At 74.1% G+C, this 17,158-nt stretch carries 9 protein-coding genes; 1 reads left to right on the plus strand and 8 read right to left on the minus strand.

Going from position 1 to position 17,158, the window contains the following annotated elements:
- Nucleotides 1-37: 37 nt before the first annotated feature.
- The 4 genes from WMF43_RS45785 to acnA all read right to left on the minus strand — a co-directional run bounded on the left by WMF43_RS45785 (nucleotide 38) and on the right by acnA (nucleotide 7,341).
- Nucleotides 38-1,066, minus strand: a complete 1,029-nt coding sequence (locus tag WMF43_RS45785; protein ID WP_437674902.1) for a hypothetical protein — start codon at nucleotides 1,064-1,066, stop codon at nucleotides 38-40.
- On the minus strand, nucleotides 1,066-3,147 hold the full coding sequence (locus tag WMF43_RS45790; protein ID WP_437674904.1) for a hybrid sensor histidine kinase/response regulator: 2,082 nt from the start codon (nucleotides 3,145-3,147) through the stop codon (nucleotides 1,066-1,068). The genes WMF43_RS45785 and WMF43_RS45790 overlap by 1 nt, the downstream gene beginning before the upstream one ends.
- A gap of 6 nt (nucleotides 3,148-3,153) precedes the next feature.
- Nucleotides 3,154-4,455 carry a serine--tRNA ligase gene (gene serS / locus WMF43_RS45795; protein ID WP_437674906.1) on the minus strand — a complete coding sequence of 434 codons (1,302 nt, stop codon included), beginning with the start codon at nucleotides 4,453-4,455 and terminating at the stop codon, nucleotides 3,154-3,156.
- Between the two features lie 132 nt (nucleotides 4,456-4,587).
- A complete protein-coding gene (gene acnA / locus WMF43_RS45800; protein ID WP_437674907.1) occupies nucleotides 4,588-7,341 on the minus strand; it encodes an aconitate hydratase AcnA in 2,754 nt (917 codons plus the stop codon).
- Nucleotides 7,342-7,402: 61 nt separating this feature from the next.
- On the opposite strand from acnA, the gene WMF43_RS45805 reads away from it, so the two are divergent.
- Nucleotides 7,403-8,293 carry an SOS response-associated peptidase gene (locus tag WMF43_RS45805; RefSeq protein WP_437674910.1) on the plus strand — a complete coding sequence of 297 codons (891 nt, stop codon included), beginning with the start codon at nucleotides 7,403-7,405 and terminating at the stop codon, nucleotides 8,291-8,293.
- 3 nt (nucleotides 8,294-8,296) lie between these two features.
- On the opposite strand, the gene WMF43_RS45810 is transcribed toward WMF43_RS45805, so the two are convergent.
- The 4 genes from WMF43_RS45810 to WMF43_RS45825 all read right to left on the minus strand — a co-directional run bounded on the left by WMF43_RS45810 (nucleotide 8,297) and on the right by WMF43_RS45825 (nucleotide 17,139).
- A complete protein-coding gene (locus WMF43_RS45810) occupies nucleotides 8,297-9,163 on the minus strand; it encodes a hemerythrin domain-containing protein (protein ID WP_437674912.1) in 867 nt (288 codons plus the stop codon).
- Nucleotides 9,164-9,604: 441 nt separating this feature from the next.
- Complete coding sequence (locus tag WMF43_RS45815; RefSeq protein ID WP_437674914.1) at nucleotides 9,605-11,911, minus strand: sulfatase-like hydrolase/transferase; 2,307 nt, start codon at nucleotides 11,909-11,911, stop codon at nucleotides 9,605-9,607.
- A 109-nt stretch (nucleotides 11,912-12,020) separates the two neighbouring features.
- Nucleotides 12,021-15,764 carry a response regulator gene (locus WMF43_RS45820; protein ID WP_437674916.1) on the minus strand — a complete coding sequence of 1,248 codons (3,744 nt, stop codon included), beginning with the start codon at nucleotides 15,762-15,764 and terminating at the stop codon, nucleotides 12,021-12,023.
- A 292-nt stretch (nucleotides 15,765-16,056) separates the two neighbouring features.
- A complete protein-coding gene (locus tag WMF43_RS45825) occupies nucleotides 16,057-17,139 on the minus strand; it encodes an isocitrate/isopropylmalate dehydrogenase family protein (RefSeq protein ID WP_437674917.1) in 1,083 nt (360 codons plus the stop codon).
- Between the last annotated feature and the right edge of the window lie 19 nt (nucleotides 17,140-17,158).

Genomic DNA, 17,158 nt, shown 5'->3' on the forward strand with positions numbered 1-17,158 from the left:
CCAGAGACGGGGGTAATCCGCCCTAGAGCACCCCGGGTCAGGCGCGGATCGTCACGCCGTGGCCGCGGTCGTCCGTGAGGATCTCGAACGCCGCCCGCCGCGCGGTCGTCAGGGTCTCGACGCCCACCTCGCGGCCCAGGTTCTTCCGCCGCAACGTCAGGCTGCAGGCCGCGATCTTCGTGTTGAGGCAGTGCTTCACGCCGCCCGGAGGGTTCCGGTACGCGAGGCCCACGAAGTCGCCTGCGCTCGCGGAGATGCGCCCCTCCACGCTCAGCCGGTCGGTCTCGGTCCGGAACGTCCAGGTGAAGTAGTCGAACGACGCCTCGGCGCGGATCGCTCGGCCGATCGAGCTCAGCGCGATCTCCTCGCCCCCGTGCCGCAGGACCAGCGGCGTCATCCGCGGCGTCCAGAGCGGCCCGATCCTCAGGCGGGCGGTCGCGACCTCCAGGAAGCTGTCCGGGTGGCTATCGAACCCGGCGACCTGCCCCCAGGCGTACAGGTCCGTGTGTTTCGTCCCCCAGTTGTGGTTCTGGCTGCCCACCCAGCCCGAGACGTCCACGTCCCGGCCGAACGCCCGGACGACGCCGCGGTAGACGGCCAGCGGGGCGCCAACCAGGCTCTTCGCCTTCGGCAACGGCGCGTTGTAGAGCGCCGCGGGGAGCAGCAGGAGCGGCTCCCCGCCGCCCTCGTACGAGAGGTCCCAGGCGATCGCCGAGTCGCCCTCCCCCGCCGCGCCGGTGAGCTTGCCAGGGCCCAGGACGGCGCCGTCGACCGTCACCGAGAAGGTGTCGCGGGCGAACGCGCAGCGGCCGGAGAACGGCACCTCGCGCTTCGCCACCGCGTGGCGCTCCGACTCGCCGTCGAAGTAGACGGCCCAGAGCTCGCCCTCCGCGGCCTCGGGCCGCCCCGCGGGGCTGAAAAGCGTGTAGCGGATCCAGAAGGCGAGCGGGCGCGTCGGGTGGTTCGCGCGCTGGAAGAAGCTCTCGTAAAAGCCCTCGCGCTGCCCTGGCCGGAAACGCGCGAGGTTCGCGCGCGCCCGGACGGCCCTCTCCTTCGCCTCCCCCATCAGCTCCCCCGCTTCTGTCCTCCGCTCAGGAGGTCCGCGATCACCCGCTCCAGATCGTCCAGCGAGATCGGCTTCGCGATCTTGGGGTTGTCCACCCGCTCCACGAACGCCCGCGCGGCCTGCGTGAAGGCCCCGCCCGACATGAACGCCATCTTGGGCTGGAGCTGCGGGAACCGCTCGCCGATCTCGTCGTAGAGCGCCATCCCGCTCATCTGCGGCATCAGGAGATCGCACACGATCGCGTCGATCCGGCCGGCGCGGGACCGCAGGATGTCGAGCGCCTCGTGGCCGCTCTTCGCCACGAGCACCTCGTGCCGCTCCTCGAACGCGCGCGCGAACGCGTTGAGCAGCATCGGCTCGTCGTCGACGAAGAGGATCGTCCCGCGCGACGACGAGCGCGGGGGCTCCGGCGGCGGCCGCAGCGCGGGCAGATCCGCGGGGTCGAGGCCGGTCAGGCGGATCGTGAACACGGTGCCGATGCCGGGCTTGCTCGAGACCGTCATCGTCCCGTGCTGCTCCTCGACGATGTTGCGCGACACCCAGAGCCCGATCCCCGGCCGCGCGCTCTCCTCCTTCGTCGTGAAGAACGGGTCGAAGATCCGCTCGACGACCTCCGGGGTCATCCCGCGCGCGTTGTCCTCCACCTCGACGTGGTGGACCCCGGCGTCGAAGCGCGTCGTCACGCGCACCATGTTCTCGTCCCGCGGGCGGTTCGGCATCGCCTGCGCCGCGTTGATGAACAGGTTCACGAACACCTGCGAGAGCTTGCCCGGGTAGCCGACGAGCGGCGGCATCTCGCCGTACCGCCGCTCGATGCGGCAGAGCTGGCTCAGCTGCGGCCCCGTCATCCGCAGCGCGAGCTCGATCACGTCGACCAGGTCGACCCGCTCCGGCTTGCGCTCGCTGCTGCTCGAGAAGAGGTTCAGGTCCGTCACGATGTCGCGCATCCGCTCCACGCCGGCGAGCGCCTCGTGGCAGGACCGATCGATGAGATCGATCGCGCGGAGCAGATCCTCGTAGGAGCCGGACGCGACGGGGCGCGCCGCCGACACGAGCTTGTGCGCCCCGCTCCGGATCTGCTCGAGGTTCGCCATCACCCACGCCATCGGGTTGTTGAGCTCGTGGGCGACGCTCGCCGCGACCTGCCCGATCGACGCGAGCTTCTCGCTGTGCAGGATCTGCGCGCGGCGCGCCACCTCCTCGGTCACGTCGCGCATGAGCGCGAGCGACGCGTCCTCGCCGTAGAGCCGCGTGATCCTGACCGTCATCACCTTGGTCAGGCCGGCGCGCGTCGCGCAGCGGACGGTGGCCTCCCGGGGCGCCTCGGCCCGCGACGCGGACGTCACGAGCGCGCGCAGGACCGGCACGTCCGCCGCGACCGCGAGCGCGGTGATCGGCCGGCCGATCCACGCCTGCCGCGAGTGCCCGAAGAGCACCTCGAAGCGCACGTTCAGCCGCGTCAGCATCCCCTCCTGGTCGATCGTCGCGAGCACGTCGGACGAGAGCTCGACGATCTCGCGGTAGCGCTCCTCGGAGGCGAACAGCGACCGCTGGGCGTAGGCCTCGGCGAAGCGGTGCTCGAACTGGAGCAGGAGCGCGTCGACGGCGCGCAGCACGTCGAGCGTCGACGGCCCGTCCGCGTCGGCGTCGTCGTGCCGCGTGTCGAGCACGCCGGCGACGGCGGTGCGGAACTCGGAGGCCGCGATCAAAGGACCGCTGATGGAGTACCCCGTCGCGTAGCGCTGCTCGACGAGGTGCGTGATGAACTCGTCGAGCAGCTCCTCGCTGCCGTCCTCGAGGATCCGGGTGAAGGCGGCGAGCCAGGAGCGCACGTTCTCCGTCACCTCGCCCACGGGCCGATCGGTGTACCGGCCCCGCTCCGGCGGCAGCGCCAGGACGTTCTCAATCCAGTCGTCGATCAGCTCGTCCTTGTGCCGCTTGCAGAGCTCGAGCAGCCGCCGCCGCGCGAGCGCCATCGAGGTCTCCGCGGGGGTGGACGCACGGCGCTCGCCCTCCCCCCCGTCGCGCGCGCTCCTCGCCTCCGGAAGCTCGCGCTTGGTCTCCTCGTCCGCCGCTGCCATGGGCCGTTACCTGCCGCGGAGGACCTCGCACCCCATGAACGCCCGGAGCGGCTCCGGCACCACCACCGTCCCGTCCGCCTGCTGGTATTGCTCGAGGATCGCGATCACCGTCCGCCCCACCGCGAGCGCCGACCCGTTCATCGTGTGCACGAGCCGCGGCTTCGCCTTCGGCTCCGGCCGGTAGCGGATCTGCGCGCGGCGCGCCTGGAAGTCCCCGAAGTTCGAGCAGCTCGAGATCTCCCGGTAGACCCCCTGGCCCGGCAGCCACACCTCGAGGTCGTACGTCTTCTGCGAGCCGAAGCCGAGGTCACCCGTGCAGAGCGCGGACACGCGGTAGTGCAGCCCGAGGCGCTTCAGCACCTCCTCGGCGTGGGCGGTGAGCAGCTCGTGCTGGCGCGGCGAGTCCTCCGGCGTCGAGAACCGCACGAGCTCGACCTTGTCGAACTGGTGCTGCCGGATGAGCCCCCGCACGTCGCGCCCGTGGCTGCCCGCCTCGCTGCGGAAGCACGGCGTGTACGCCGTGTACGCGATCGGCAGCGACGCGCCGTCCAGGATCTCGTCGGCGTGCAGGTTCGTGACCGGCACCTCCGCGGTCGGGATCAAGTAGAGGTCGTAGGCCCGGTCCGGGTCGCTCTTGTGCGTCTTGAACAGGTCCGCCTCGAACTTGGGCAGGTTGCCCGTGCCGTAGAGGGCCGAGCCCTTGACGAGGAACGGCGGCAGCACCTCGAGGTAGCCCTGCTCGCGCGTGTGCAGGTCGAGCATGAACGAGATGAGCGCCCGCTCCAGGCGGGCCGCGGCGCCCATCAGCACCGTGAAGCGCGCGCCCGAGAGCTTCGCGGCCCGCTCGAAGTCGAGGATCCCGAGCGCCGTGCCGATGTCCCAGTGGTCCTTCGGCGCGAACGAGAAGCTCGGCTTCTCGCCCCACGTCCTGACGACGACGTTGTCGCCCTCGCCCGCGCCCACGGGCACCGATGGATCCGGCAGGTTGGGCACGCCGGAGAGCAGCTCGGTCATCCGCTTCTCGAGCTCGGAGACGACCTGCTCGGCCTCCTTGATCTTCGACGAGAGCGCCTTCAGCTCGTCGCGCTTCGCCGCGAACTCCGGCGACTTCTTGTCGAGGCGCGCCATCGCGTCGTTCGCCGCGTTGCGCTCCGCCTGCCACCGCTCGAGCTCCTGGATCTTCGACCGGCGCGAGCTCACCGTGGAGGCGAAGTCGTCTCCGAGGGCGGCGGCGGCGGCGGGCGAGCGGCGGGCGAGCGACGCGCGCACCTCGTCGAGGTGATCAGCGACGTAGCGGGGATCGAGCATGCAGCAGGGTCTAGCTGAACCCTGCACGCGCGTCAGCAGGCGCGCGAGGCTCCCGGCTCCGGGGCACGCCCGCTCCCCGCGCGGCCGCGGGGCCGGCGGCGGGGGAGCGGCGGCGGGGGGCCGAGGAGGGCGCTAGGCGCTCTGGCCCAGGCTGCGCAGCACGAACTGGAGGATGCCGCCGTGCTGGTAGTAGTCCACCTCGTTCGGCGTATCGATGCGCGCCGTGACGGTGAACGTCTTCTTCGCCCCGTCCTCGCCGGTCGCGACGACGGTGAGCTTCTTGCCCGGCGCGAGGTTGTCCGCGATGCCGTCGATCTCGTACACCTCGCGCCCGGTGAGCCCGAGCGTCGCCGCGTCCTCGCCCAGCGCGAACTCGAGCGGGAGCACGCCCATGCCGACCAGGTTCGACCGGTGGATGCGCTCGAAGCTCTTCGCGATGACCGCGCGCACGCCGAGCAGCTTCGTCCCCTTGGCCGCCCAGTCGCGCGACGATCCGGTGCCGTACTCGGCGCCGGCGATGACGAGCAGCGGCGTGTTCTCCGCCTTGTACCGCATCGCCGCGTCGTAGATGGTCGTCTTCTCGCCGTCGGGCAGGTGCACCGTGATGCCGCCCTCCTCGCCGGGGCGCAGCAGGTTCTTGAGGCGGATGTTCGCGAACGTGCCGCGCATCATCACCTCGTGGTTGCCGCGGCGGGCGCCGTACGAGTTGAAGTCGGCGGGCTTCACGCCGTGCTCGACGAGGTACTTCGCGGCCGGGCTGTTCTTCGCGATGTTGCCGGCCGGGGAGATGTGGTCGGTCGTCACCGAGTCCCCGAGCAGCGCGAGCACGCGCGCGCCCCGGATGTCGCCGAGCGGCTCGGGATCCTTGGACAGCCCCTCGAAGAACGGGGGCCGCCGCACGTACGTCGAGGCGTCGTCCCACGCGAACGTCTGGCCGCCCGGGATCGAGAGCTTCTGCCACTCCTCGTCGCCGGCGAACACGTTCTCGTACTGGGTCTGGAACTGCTCGGGCCGCACCGCGGACCGGATGGCCTCGTTCACCTCGGTCGAGCTCGGCCAGATGTCACGGAGGAACACCGGCTCGCCGTTGCGATCGTGGCCGATCGGCTCGTTGAAGAGGTCGGCGTCGACGTCGCCGCGCAGCGCGTACGCGACGACGAGCGGCGGCGAGGCGAGGAAGTTCATCCGCACGTGCTGGTTGATGCGGCCCTCGAAGTTGCGGTTGCCCGACAGGACGCTCGCCACGACGAGGTCGTTGTTCTTCACCGTGTCGCCGATCACGTCGGGCAGCGGCCCGGAGTTGCCGATGCAGGTCGTGCACCCGTAGCCGACGAGGTGGAAGCCGAGCGCCTCCAGGTACGGCAGGAGCCCCGCCTGGCGCAGGTAGTCGCTCACGACCTTGGACCCGGGCGCGAGCGACGTCTTCACCCACGGCTTCACCGAGAGCCCGCGCTCGACGGCCTTCTTCGCGAGCAGCCCCGCGCCGAGCATGACCGCCGGGTTCGAGGTGTTGGTGCAGGAGGTGATCGCGGCGATCACGACCGAGCCGTGGCGCAGCGTGTAGCGCGCGTCGCCCTCGGTGATGTCCGCCGGCCGCATGATCTTCTCGAGCGCGGGCGCGCGCGCGGCCGCCGTGCCGGTCGCCTCCTCGAGGAACGCCTTCACCGCGGGCGCGTCGGCGGCGGCGAACTCCTTCTCGAGCATGCCCTGGAGGGAGGCGCGGAAGGTGCGCTTCGCGTCGCGGAGGGGCACGCGGTCCTGCGGCCGCTTCGGGCCGGCGATCGACGGCTCGACCTGGCCGAGGTCGAGCGACAGCGTGTCGCTGAAGACCGGGTCCGGGGTGCTGTCGGTGCGGAAGAGCCCCTGCTCCTTGTAATAGGCCTCGACGAGCGCGACGAGCGCCGCGGGCCGGCCGGTGAAGCGCAGGTACGCGATCGTCTCCTCGTCGACCGGGAAGAAGCCGATCGTCGCGCCGTACTCGGGCGCCATGTTGGCGATCGTGGCGCGGTCCGGGAGCGAGAGCGCGCTCAGGCCGGGGCCGTAGAACTCCACGAACTTCCCGACCACCTTCTTCTGCCGCAGCATCTGCGTGACGGTGAGGACGAGGTCGGTCGCGGTGGCGCCCTCGGGCAGGTTGCCGTGGAGCTTGAAGCCGACGACCTCGGGGATCAGCATCGAGAGCGGCTGGCCGAGCATCGCCGCCTCGGCCTCGATGCCGCCGACGCCCCAGCCGACGACGCCGAGCCCGTTGATCATCGTGGTGTGCGAGTCGGTGCCGACGAGCGTGTCCGGGTAGATCAGCGTGCCCTGCCGCATGACGGCGCCCGCGAGGTACTCCAGGTTGACCTGGTGGCAGATGCCCTGGTCGGGCGGCACCACGCGGAAGTTCGTGAACGCCTGCGCGCCCCAGCGGAGGAAGGCGTAACGCTCCTCGTTGCGCTCGAACTCGAGCGCCGCGTTCACCTTGAGCGCGGTGGAGGACGCGAAGCGATCGACCTGGACCGAGTGGTCGATGACCAGATCGACGGGCTGGAGCGGGTTGATCTTGAGCGGGTCGCCGCCGAGCTTCGCGAGCGCCTCGCGCATGGCCGCGAGATCGACGACGGCCGGGACGCCCGTGAAGTCCTGGAGCAGCACGCGCGCCGGGTGGAAGGCGATCTCCTGGGAGGGGCGGGCCTTCGGGTCCCAGTTGAGGACGGCCTCCACGTGCTCCTTGCGCACGACGCGCCCGTCCTCGTGGCGGAGGAGGTTCTCCAGGAGGATGCGGAGCGAGAAGGGGAGCTTGTCGAGCGAAGCGCCGCCCTGCGCGAGCGAGGGGAGCTTGTAGTAGGTGTACGTATCGGCTTGAACCGTCAGCGTGCTCTTCGTGCCAAAGCTGTCGACCATGCGACCTCCTCCAACGTCCGGGCCGCCTTTGTAGGCGCGACGAACGCGCTAATCTAGTCTTATGTGCGCGCGGTTCACCCTCGCCGTCCCTGACTTTGCGGCCCTCGTGGCCATGCTGGAAGCGTCCTTCAAATCGAGCGCCGACGGGCGGCCGCCCGGCCGGGCGCTCGGCGCCGACCCGAGGGCGGCCGCGCTCTACCGGCCGCGGTACAACATCGCTCCTTCCACGGTCCACCCGGTGCTGCGCGCCGAGGACGGCGGGCGCGCGCTCGCGCCGGCGCTCTGGGGCTTCACCGGGCGCTTCGGCGGGGGCGGCGCGGGGACGTCGCTCCTCGCCAACGCGCGGGCCGAGAGCGCGCGGACGAAGCCGACGTTCCGCGGGGCGTTCGCGGCGCGCCGCTGCGTCGTGCCGGCGGACGGCTTCTACGAGTGGACCGGACCCAAGGGCGCGCGTCGCCCGACGTGGTTCCACCCTGCCTCGGGCGGGCTGCTGCGCATGGCGGGGCTGTACCAGCCGGCCAAGGACCCGGAGACGGGGCAGGTCGACCTGCGCTTCCTCATCCTCACCACCGCCGCGAGCCCCGACGTCGCGCCGGTCCACGACCGCATGCCGGTCCTCCTCGAGCCCGGGGACGTGGATCTCTGGCTCGGCGAAGGCGGCGGCGAGGACCTCGAGCGCGTCGAGGCGCTCCTCCGGCCGGCGCCTCCCGGCACCCTCGCGGCGCGCGCCGTCTCGACGCGGGTGAACTCGGTCGGCCACGACGACCCTGCCTTGCTGGAGGAGGTCGCCGCGCAGGCCGCCGCGCCCGAGAACGCCGCCTCCAAAGCGGCCGCCCTCAGGACGGCCGCCCCGAAGGCGGCTGCCCCGAAGGCGGGCGGCACACTTCCTCTCTTCGATCTCGACGCCGGCGCAGGGCCCGCCGTCCCCTCCGGACGGACCTCGCGCCGCTGATCGTCAGCGCGTCGACGCGTTGCTCGTGCGGCCGCCCTTGCGCCCCGTGCGTCCGGTGCTCGCCGGCGCCGGTCGGCTCGTCTTCCGTGCGGGCGCGGCCCGTCCGGTCTTCGCCGGCGCCGCCTCGGCCGCTTTCTTCCGTCCCCCAGCCGCCGCGCCGCCGCGCCCCGCCGCCGCGCCGCCGCGCCCCGCCGCCGCGCCGCCGCGCCCCGCCGCCGCGCCGCCGCGCCCCGCCGCCGCGCCGCCGCGCCCCGCCGCCGCGCCGCGACGGCCCTTCTGGGCGCCGCGCGCCGGCTCGGCGCGCTGCGTCGTCGCGCGCTTCGCGGCCGGGCGCTTGGCCGCTGCCGCCTTGCGCGCCGCTGGCTTCTGCGCCTGCGCGCGGCCTCGGGCGGCGGGCATGCTCCTCGCAACCGCCTGGCTCAGGATCTGCTCGACCTTGCCCTCGCGCACCTGGTCGAAGCGCGACTCCAGGCGGGTCCCGAGCTGCTCGAGGCGCTCGGCGCCCATGGCGCGCTCGACCTGGGGGAAGAGCTCCCGCTCCTCCTCCTCGACGTGGTGCTGAACGAGCTCCTTGAGCACGCCCAGCCTGGCGTGAAAGGTTTCGTCACCCGGCTCGGCGCTGAGCAATTTCTGCAACATGATGTGGACGAGGGAGTGCTCCTCGTACGAGGTCGGGATCAGGGGCGAGGCGCCGAGCGCCTCCCGGGTCTCGGGGTAGAAGATCTCCTCCTCGATGGCCGAGTGGCCGACGAGGCGCGTCACGAGCTCGTCGCGGAGCGCGCGGATGTCGTTGCCGCCGGCGCGGGAGATGCGCTCGAAGAGCTCGTCGACTTCCTGGTGCTGCTCCTTCAATAGGTCGGTCGCCTTCATGCGGGGACTCCTCTCACGGAAAGATGAAGCGCCGTCGAGGCGCTTGGCCCTGTGCGGTCAGCGGCGATTGCGCGAAGCGTGCCAGGCGCCCACCGCGCGCCGAGCGCGCGGATCACGCGCACGCCGATGCGCGCCGGGCGCGCGGATCACGCGCACGCCGATGCGCGCGCGGCGGGCGCACCCCACGCACGCGCGGGCGCGGGCATACGTCGAGCTGCGCGCGCGCCGCGCCCTGCGCTGCGCGCGCGGCGGGGCATCCTGCCTCGCAGCGAGGCAGGATGACGTTGTCGGAACGCGCGCTCGCGCGGCCTGCGCGATGTCGCGGACGCCCTCGCGCGCGCCCGGCTCCGGCGCGCCGCCGGGCGTCGTCAGCGGGCTCCGGTCGCGCCCCGGCGGCGCGCCGTCATCGCGCGCCCCTGCCCCTCATTGCGCCCGCGCCCCTCACTGCGCGCCCCAGACGTTGAGCACGGCCGCCGTTTCCGCGTCGATCGTGGCCGGCTCGCGCTGGGCCGCGGGCGCGCGCACGGACAGGTCGAACGTCACCGTCCGCCGGAATAACGACATTGCGGCGAGCGGCATCACGTCGCGGCGGTTGAACGCGCACGTCGGATCCACCTCGAGGTCGCAGAGGAACGGGGGGACGCCGAGTCGCCCCGAGAGCACGAGGTTGCCCCAGCGCGACGAGTAGCGGTCGCCGAGGGCGGCGATCTGGGGGTCGCGCTCGACGCCCTCGAGCCCGGAGGCGACCGAGGCCAGGTCCTTCCCGAGCGGCTTGCGGGCGAACGAGAGGCCGAGGGCGGCGACCGCGGTGCGCGCGATGTCGATGATCTCCGTCGGGGCGGCGACGCGCTGGCCGGCGTAGAGGTCGCCGGGAAAGTGGACATAAAGCGGGAGCGAGAGGAACGGCTCCTGGAGATCGAGGCCCTCGGCGTAGAGCGCGGCGTCGGAGCGCCCGCTCGCGAGGTCGCCGGTCACGATGAAGAGGGTCTCCTCCCACAGGCCGGCGGCCTTGAGGGTGCCGATGAGGTTCCCGAGGGCGCGGTCCTGGCCGGCGAGCGCGATGGTCGAGAGGTCGCGGATCCGGTCCCGATCGTCGGGGCTGAGGACGTCGCGGCGGCGGTTCCGGAGCCGGGCCAGCACCTGGGCGGCGCGGCGCGGCTCGATGGGCCCGGCGTACTCGGTGGGCTTGAGGGCGTGCAGCTCCTTCGGGCTGACCTCCCAGGGCGGGTGGCCGCCCCGCGCGTGGACGAACGCGAGCAGGCGGTTCCCGGCGTCCTGGCGGACGGTCTCGCTGATCCAGGCGGTCGCGGCGTCGATCGGGGTGGTGGCCGTATCGCCGCTCGTCGGCGGGTGCTCGAGGACGCGGGACCAGCCGGGCCCGAACCCGAACGCCCGGAAGGTGGTCGGGACGCCGGTGAAGAACCCGGTCCGGACGCTGCTGTCGCTCGCGATGGCGCCGATGGTGGTCATGCGGGCGGGGAGCCGGGCCCCGGTGTCGGTGACGGTGTGGGCCGGCGGCGGCAGGCCGGTGAGCAGCGACGCGATCACGGCGGCGACGACCGTGCTCGGGGCCCGGTGGTGATCGAACGTCGTCGCGGACGTCGCGAGGTCCGAGAGCGTCACCAGGCTCGGCTCGGGGCGGCCGCTCCACGGCGGCAGATCGGGCCGCTCGACGCCGTTCAGGGCGACGATCACGACGGCGCGCGCGGCCGGCACGGACGGCGGCGGCTCCGGCGCTCCGGCGAGGACCGGGTCGCCGAAGAGGATGCGGCCGCCGCGGGCTGCGGCCGTCGCGCGGAGCTCGATCGTGACGAGGGAGCCCGCGAACGGCGCGAGCGGCAGCTCCACGTCGGTCCAGGTCGCCTTGTCGCCGCCCTCGACGTGGAGGCGGTGGAGCACGAGCGGCTCTTGCCCGTCGCGCAGGATGCGGATCTCGGCGTCGCCCTCGCTGGCGCCCAGCGCGCCGACGGCGGTGCGGAGGCGGGTCAGCTTGGACGGGCGGAAGGCGCAGCGGACGGCGCCCGGGGCGCGCAGCGCGATGGACCGGTGGGGAACCCCCGAGAGCGCGGCGGCGGGCGCGACGACGTCGCGCAGGGTCGGAGGGCCGTAAGTAGCCGGATCTTCATCAGGAATGCCCACGCGGACCCAGTCGAGGTCGGCGAACGACTCCCCCTCGCGCAGCCGGCCCGAGAACCGGATCGTGAGGGTGTGCAGGCCGGGGTCGGCGGGGAGCGTGGTGGTCGGCGTCGAGGCGATGCGGATCTGGTCGCGCTGGAACCGGAGCGTGCCGAGGGGCTGGTCGTCGAGCGCGACGGTGGCGTACTTGGCGGCGAGCCCGACCGCGCGGGTGGACACGAAGATCGGGCTCGCGGACGGCAGGACGAAGGTGAGCTTGATCTGCCGCTCCGAGATGCGCGCCCAGGTGGAGCCGTCGTGTTCGACGGCGTGGATCCCGGTGGGCACGACCCCCTGCCAGGCGAAGCGCCCGATGAGGGCGCCGGCGCCGGTGTCGAGCAGCAGCCCCCGGTGCTCGAGGTCGCAGCTTGGCAGCTCGTCGACGAGGTGCACGAGCTCGCGCGCGGGCGGCAGCGGCGGCGCGGCGGCGCTCGCCGACGCTGCCGCCGCGACGGCGCCGGCGCCGGGCGGAAGATCGCGGGTCGACGTCTCGCAGCCGGTGCAGCCGGAGAGGAGCGCGGCCGCGGCGGAGAGCAGCGTGAGCCCGGCAGGGCGAGGGGGGGTTCTGGTCACGCGGGCGCGCATGGGGCGTGCTCTACCACGGTCGGCGCGCCCTGCCTGCGCCCGGGCGCCGGCGGCAGCTCCGGTCATTTCGGCTGCGGCGCGGCGCCCGGGGGGCGGCTCAGCGCCGCCACGGCGGGGACACGCGGAGCCGGGTGAGGCGGCCGGGCTTGACGAGCGCGAAGCGCACGCGCTCCTCGTCCCGGAGCTTCGCCCGGATCTCGTAGGCGCCGTCCTTGGGCGCGAGCGGCAGCTTGGCGCTGCCGGTGCCGACCTTCCGCCCGTCCACGAAGAGCGTGTCACCCGCGCCGGCGATCACCTCGAGCAGGCCGTGCCCCTCGGGCACCTTCTCCCCGGCGGGCAGCGGCAGGTCTTCCGGCAGCACGGGGCTGTCGGCCGTCTCCCCGACCGGGCCGGCGGCGGCCCGCGCCGGCGCCGCGGCGGCCGGCGCCGCGGCGGCGGCCGCCACGGGGGCGCCGGACGGCACCGCGGCGCCCGTTCCCGGCGCGACGGCGGCCGCGGGCTCCACGGCGGGCGGGCTCGGCGCGGGCGCGGGCGGCGGGGCGCTCTGCAGCTCGTGGTCGCGCGAGAGCCTCGCGCCCACCGCGAAGATGAACGCCGCCACCGCGAAGAGCACCCACATGGTCAAGCGGCTGTCCCGGGTCGGCGGCTGCGGCGTGGGCACGTAGGCGGACGGCCGGCGCACCCGGCGCGGCGTGGGCGACTCCTCGAGGGCGGGCGTCGGCGGCGGCGCCGCGACGCGCGCGGCCGGCGCGTCGGTCGCCTTGCGCGGGGCGGGCGCCGGAGCGGGCTCCTCGACGACGGGCGGCGGCGGCAGCGAGCCCAGCGTCAGCAGCCGCTCGGGCCGCGGGTACTCCAGCGCGGGCAGCGCCGCCTCCTTCCTGCGGGGCGCCGGCGCGACGCCCGGCACGGCCGGCGTCGCGCTCGCCATCGCCGCGGCCTCCGCGGGCGTGGTCCAGGTCGCCCCCGCGCTGAGCACGTCGCCCTGGAGCTCCGCGAACTCGCGCGGGATGCGGGCGCTGGCCAGCGCCCTCGCCTCGACCTCGCGCGCTCCCGCCAGCGCGTTCGTCTGGTCCTCGTCGTCCAGCGACATCGGCGCCGACGAGCCGGGCGCCGACATCACCGAGATCGGCGCCGACGAGCCGGGCGCCGACACCACCGAGATCGGCGCCGACACCACCGAGATCGGCGCCGACGAGCCGGGCGCCGGCACCCTTGCGACCGGCGCCACCGAGCCGGGCACCACGGTGACCTGGTCCTCGGCGATCTCGATCGGCTCGCGGCTCGACGGCGCGACGTCGTCGCCGTCGTCGAGCTCCGGCAGCGGCGCTGAGGCCGGCGCCGTGCGCTCCGGGGCGCGCCGCACGCCGCGGAGCGTCTCCTCCTCGTAGGCCACCGCCGGGCCGAGCAGGTCCTCGCCGTCGCGGCTGATCACGCGCCGCACGCCGCCGCGCGCCGCGACGTCGTTCAGCACGTCCTCGACCAGGCTGGACGCGAACTCCCCCGAGGTGATCACCGAGCGCGGCGACACCCCCCGGGCGAGCGCGCGCAGGAGCGATCGCGCCGGCTCCGGGGTCGCGTCCGCGGCCCCGCCCATGCCCTCCAGATCGAGGATGACGCGCTCCACCTGCATCAGGGGCGGCCCATGCAGCAGCCGCTGGGCGGCTCGGGCGGCCGCGATCGCGGGCACGAGCTGCTCCGCGAGCGTCCCCTCGAAGCCGGGGCGCGGCGGTGCCTGGAGCTCGCTCTCGGGCGCGGGCGCCACCGCGAAGCGGCCGGAGCCGACGCCGAGCAGCGCCGCGAGCACCGACGGACCGCGGTGGAACGCCCCGTCCGGCGCCGTCCGCGTCGCGCCCGCGGGCCGGCCGTCCTTGAGCAGCACCTCGTAGAGGAATGCGGCGTCGCGCACCGACACGAGCGCGTCGGGCCGGTGCGCGCAGGAGAGCGACAGCAGGGTCCGGGTCGTCATGCCGTCGAGCCGCCCGCGCACCTCGCCGCCCGCGGCGATGCGCTCGGCCACGCGCTTCCTGCCGCGCAGCACCTCGTGCACCCGCTGCACGAACGCCGCGGCGCTCGCCTCCTTGCGGAGGTAGCCGTCGGCCTGGGCGCCGAGCTCGCGGAGGCGCTGCAGCAGGTCTTCCTTCCAGGACAGCAGGATGACGGGCACGTCGCGCAGCGCCACGTCGCGCTTGAGGGCCCGGCACAGGGCGAAGCCGTCGAGGCGCGGCATGAGCACGTCGCTCACGACCAGGTCCGGCGTCGTCTGGTACGCGAGGTCGAGCGCCCGCGCCCCGTCGTGCGCCTCGTGCACGGTCGCCCCGGCGGCCCGCAGCACGCCGGCGAGGAACCACGTCACCGCCGGATCGTCGTCCGCGACCACGATGTCCATCTTGCCGAGCTCCGCGCTGCCCGGCGCTGCGGCGGACGCCCCGGCCCCGCGCGCCGGCGCCTTCGCGCGGATCTCGCTGTGCTGCCGCGCGCGCTCGCGCTCCTCCAGCGGCGCGCCCGGCGCTGCCATCCACGGCGCGAGCGGCAGCGCGCCCTCCGGGCCGCTCGGCGAGAACCGCACGCCCCCTTGCGAGCGGATCGTCACGAGGTCGCGGATGCGCGCGACCGCCCCCCAGAGCGCCGCGAGCACCTCGGCCCCGTCGCCGAGGTCCACGCGCGCGCCGCGGCTCCGCGGCTCCGCCGCGTCGCACAGCCCCCGGCGCAGCTCCTCCGCGAGCCGCGCGCCGAGCGCGTCGAGGCTCACGTCCCCGAGCGGCTCGCGCGCGGCCTCGCGGCGCACGTAGGTCGCGGCCGCTTCCGCGGCGGCGCGGCGGAGCGCGTCGGGCGACACGGGTTTCGCGAGCGCGCGCGCGGCGCCGAGCGCGACGTAGGGCGCCGCCTCCTCGGGCCGGGCGAAGCGTCCGATCGCGACGACCGGGCAGAGCTCGGTCAGCGGATCGCCCCCGAGCGCCTCGGCGAGGCCGCGCGCCCCCGGCAGATCCGCGTCGAGCAGGACCACATCCGGGGCGAACGCGCGCGCGAGATCGATGGCCGTCTCGAGGTCCTCGGTCCGCTCCACCTCGAACGAGGGCCCCACGCCGTCCGCGCCCGCGTCGAGCGCGTCCGCGAGCGGCGCCGCGCCCACGACCAGGGCCGTGAGCGGCGCGTCGATCCGCGCGACCGCCGGCGCCTCCTGCGCCGCGGCCGCCGGCGCCTCCGCTCCGCGGGGCAGCGAGCTCGAGTCCTCGACCGCGGGTTCCGGGAGCGCCGGCGCGAGCGCGCGCCCGTTGCCCACGCTGGCGATCCAGGTCGTGCCCTGCGACCTCGCCCCGGCGGCCTCCGCGGCGCCCTGCCGCGCTGCGACGTTCTGCGCGCCCTGCGCGCTCTGCGCGCTCTGCGCGCCCTGCGCGCTCTTCACGCCCTTCGCGCTCTGCACGCCCTGCGCGCTCTGCTGGCTCGCCGCGGCGTGCGCGCGCGGTGCGGCGGCGCGCTCGCCGATCGCCGACTGTCCCCAGGCGAGCGCTGGCAGCTCCTCGAGCATCTTGCGCAGCCCCGCGGCCGTCTCGCCGGTCAGCCGCGCGCCGTTCGCGGCGACGATCTGCGACTCCCCCTCGGCGATCCGCTCGGCGACCCGCACGAAGCGCAGGAGGCGCGCTCCGGCGCCGAGCGAGTGCAGGCGCCGCTGCAGCTCCTCTGCGAGCCGCGGCGCGTCCGTTTCCGCCTCGATCCGCCGGACCAGCGCGCGGAGCTCCGCGACGCGGCGGCCGAGGTTCGCCACGAACTCGGCCCGCGCCCCGCCCAGCCGTTCGTGCCGGGCCTCGCCCGCTGCGTCGCTCTCGGGTCCCCCGTGCTCCACCGCCGTCGATCCTACGCCCATTGGCGGTCCCGTATCACAGCAGGATCGAACGGCTAAATTCTCGGCGATTCGCCCCCAACCGCCCCGCCCGCTGCCCCCGGCCCTCCCGCTGACCCCGCCCCGCCCCGCGTGGAGCGTTCTCCATCCCCCTCCAGCAGCATGCGTCGCAGAGCGGCGGGCACCCGCACAGGAGACGGGCCCAGATCGGCGTTTTCGGCGCGCAAGCGCACTCCTGTGCGCTGAGCACCGAAAACGTCGAGATGGGCCCGTATCCGAAGCGGGTGCCCGCCGCTCAGAGTTCGGTGGCGATGTGGTCGCGGACCCAGGCGCCTGCGGCCCGTGTCCCGAGCGCCCCGCCGACGTCGACGGTGCACTTGCCTTCGTCGAGCGCCTGGGAGATCCAGCGCTCGATGCGGCGCTCCTCCTCGGGCCACCCGAGGTGGGCGAGCAGGAGCCCCGCGGTCAGCATGGCCGCGAACGGGTTCGCCACGTCCTTGCCGGCGAGCGGCGGCGCCGACCCGTGCACCGGCTCGAACAGCGCGACCCGCGCCGGATCGGACGCGTGCACGTTCGCACTCGCGGCCATCCCGAGCCCGCCCTGCAGCGCCGCGCCGAGGTCGGTCACGATGTCGCCGAACAGGTTGTTCGTCACGATCACCTGGAACTGCGACGGATCCTGGATGAGGTAGAGGCAGAGGGCGTCCACGTACACGTGGTTCGACTGGATCTCCGGGTACTGGGCGCGCACCTCGTGGAAGACGCGCAGCCAGAGCTCGTGCGCGTGCCGCATGGCGTTCGACTTGTCCGCCATCGTCACCCGCGTCCGCCCGGTCGCCCGCGCGTAGTCGAACGCCGCGCGGATGATCCGCTCGACGCCCTTCCTCGTGTTCACGTCCTCGTTGATCGCGACCTCGTCGGGCGTCCCGCGCTTGAACTGCCCGCCCATCCCCACGTAGATGCCCTCGGTGTTCTCGCGGAAGACGACGACGTCGATGTCCTTCGCCGTCCGGCCCTTGAGCGGGACCAGCCGGTCCGAGAGCGCCTTGATCGGCCTCACGTTCGCGTAGAGGTCGTAGCCGAAGCGCATGCCGAACAGGATGTCGCGCGCGTGCTCGAGGTTGGGCACGCGCGGGTCGCCGAGCGCGCCGAGCAGCACCGCGGAGCACTCGCGCTGGATGGCGACCTGGATCTGGTTCGGGAAGGTGGTCCCGTCGCGCAGGTACCGATCGGCGCCGAGATCCAGCTCCCAGAGGTCGATCGGCAGCCCCGCTCGAGCCTGGTAGAGCTCCAGCAGCAGCCTGGCCTCGGCGGTGACGGACGGACCAATGCCGTCCCCGCCGATAATCGCGATTTTCTTCCTTTTCCCTATCGGCACGGTGTCACGCGCTCCGGGG

This window comes from Sorangium sp. So ce131, assembly GCF_051519095.1.
Classification (GTDB): Bacteria; Myxococcota_A; Polyangia; order Polyangiales; family Polyangiaceae; genus Sorangium.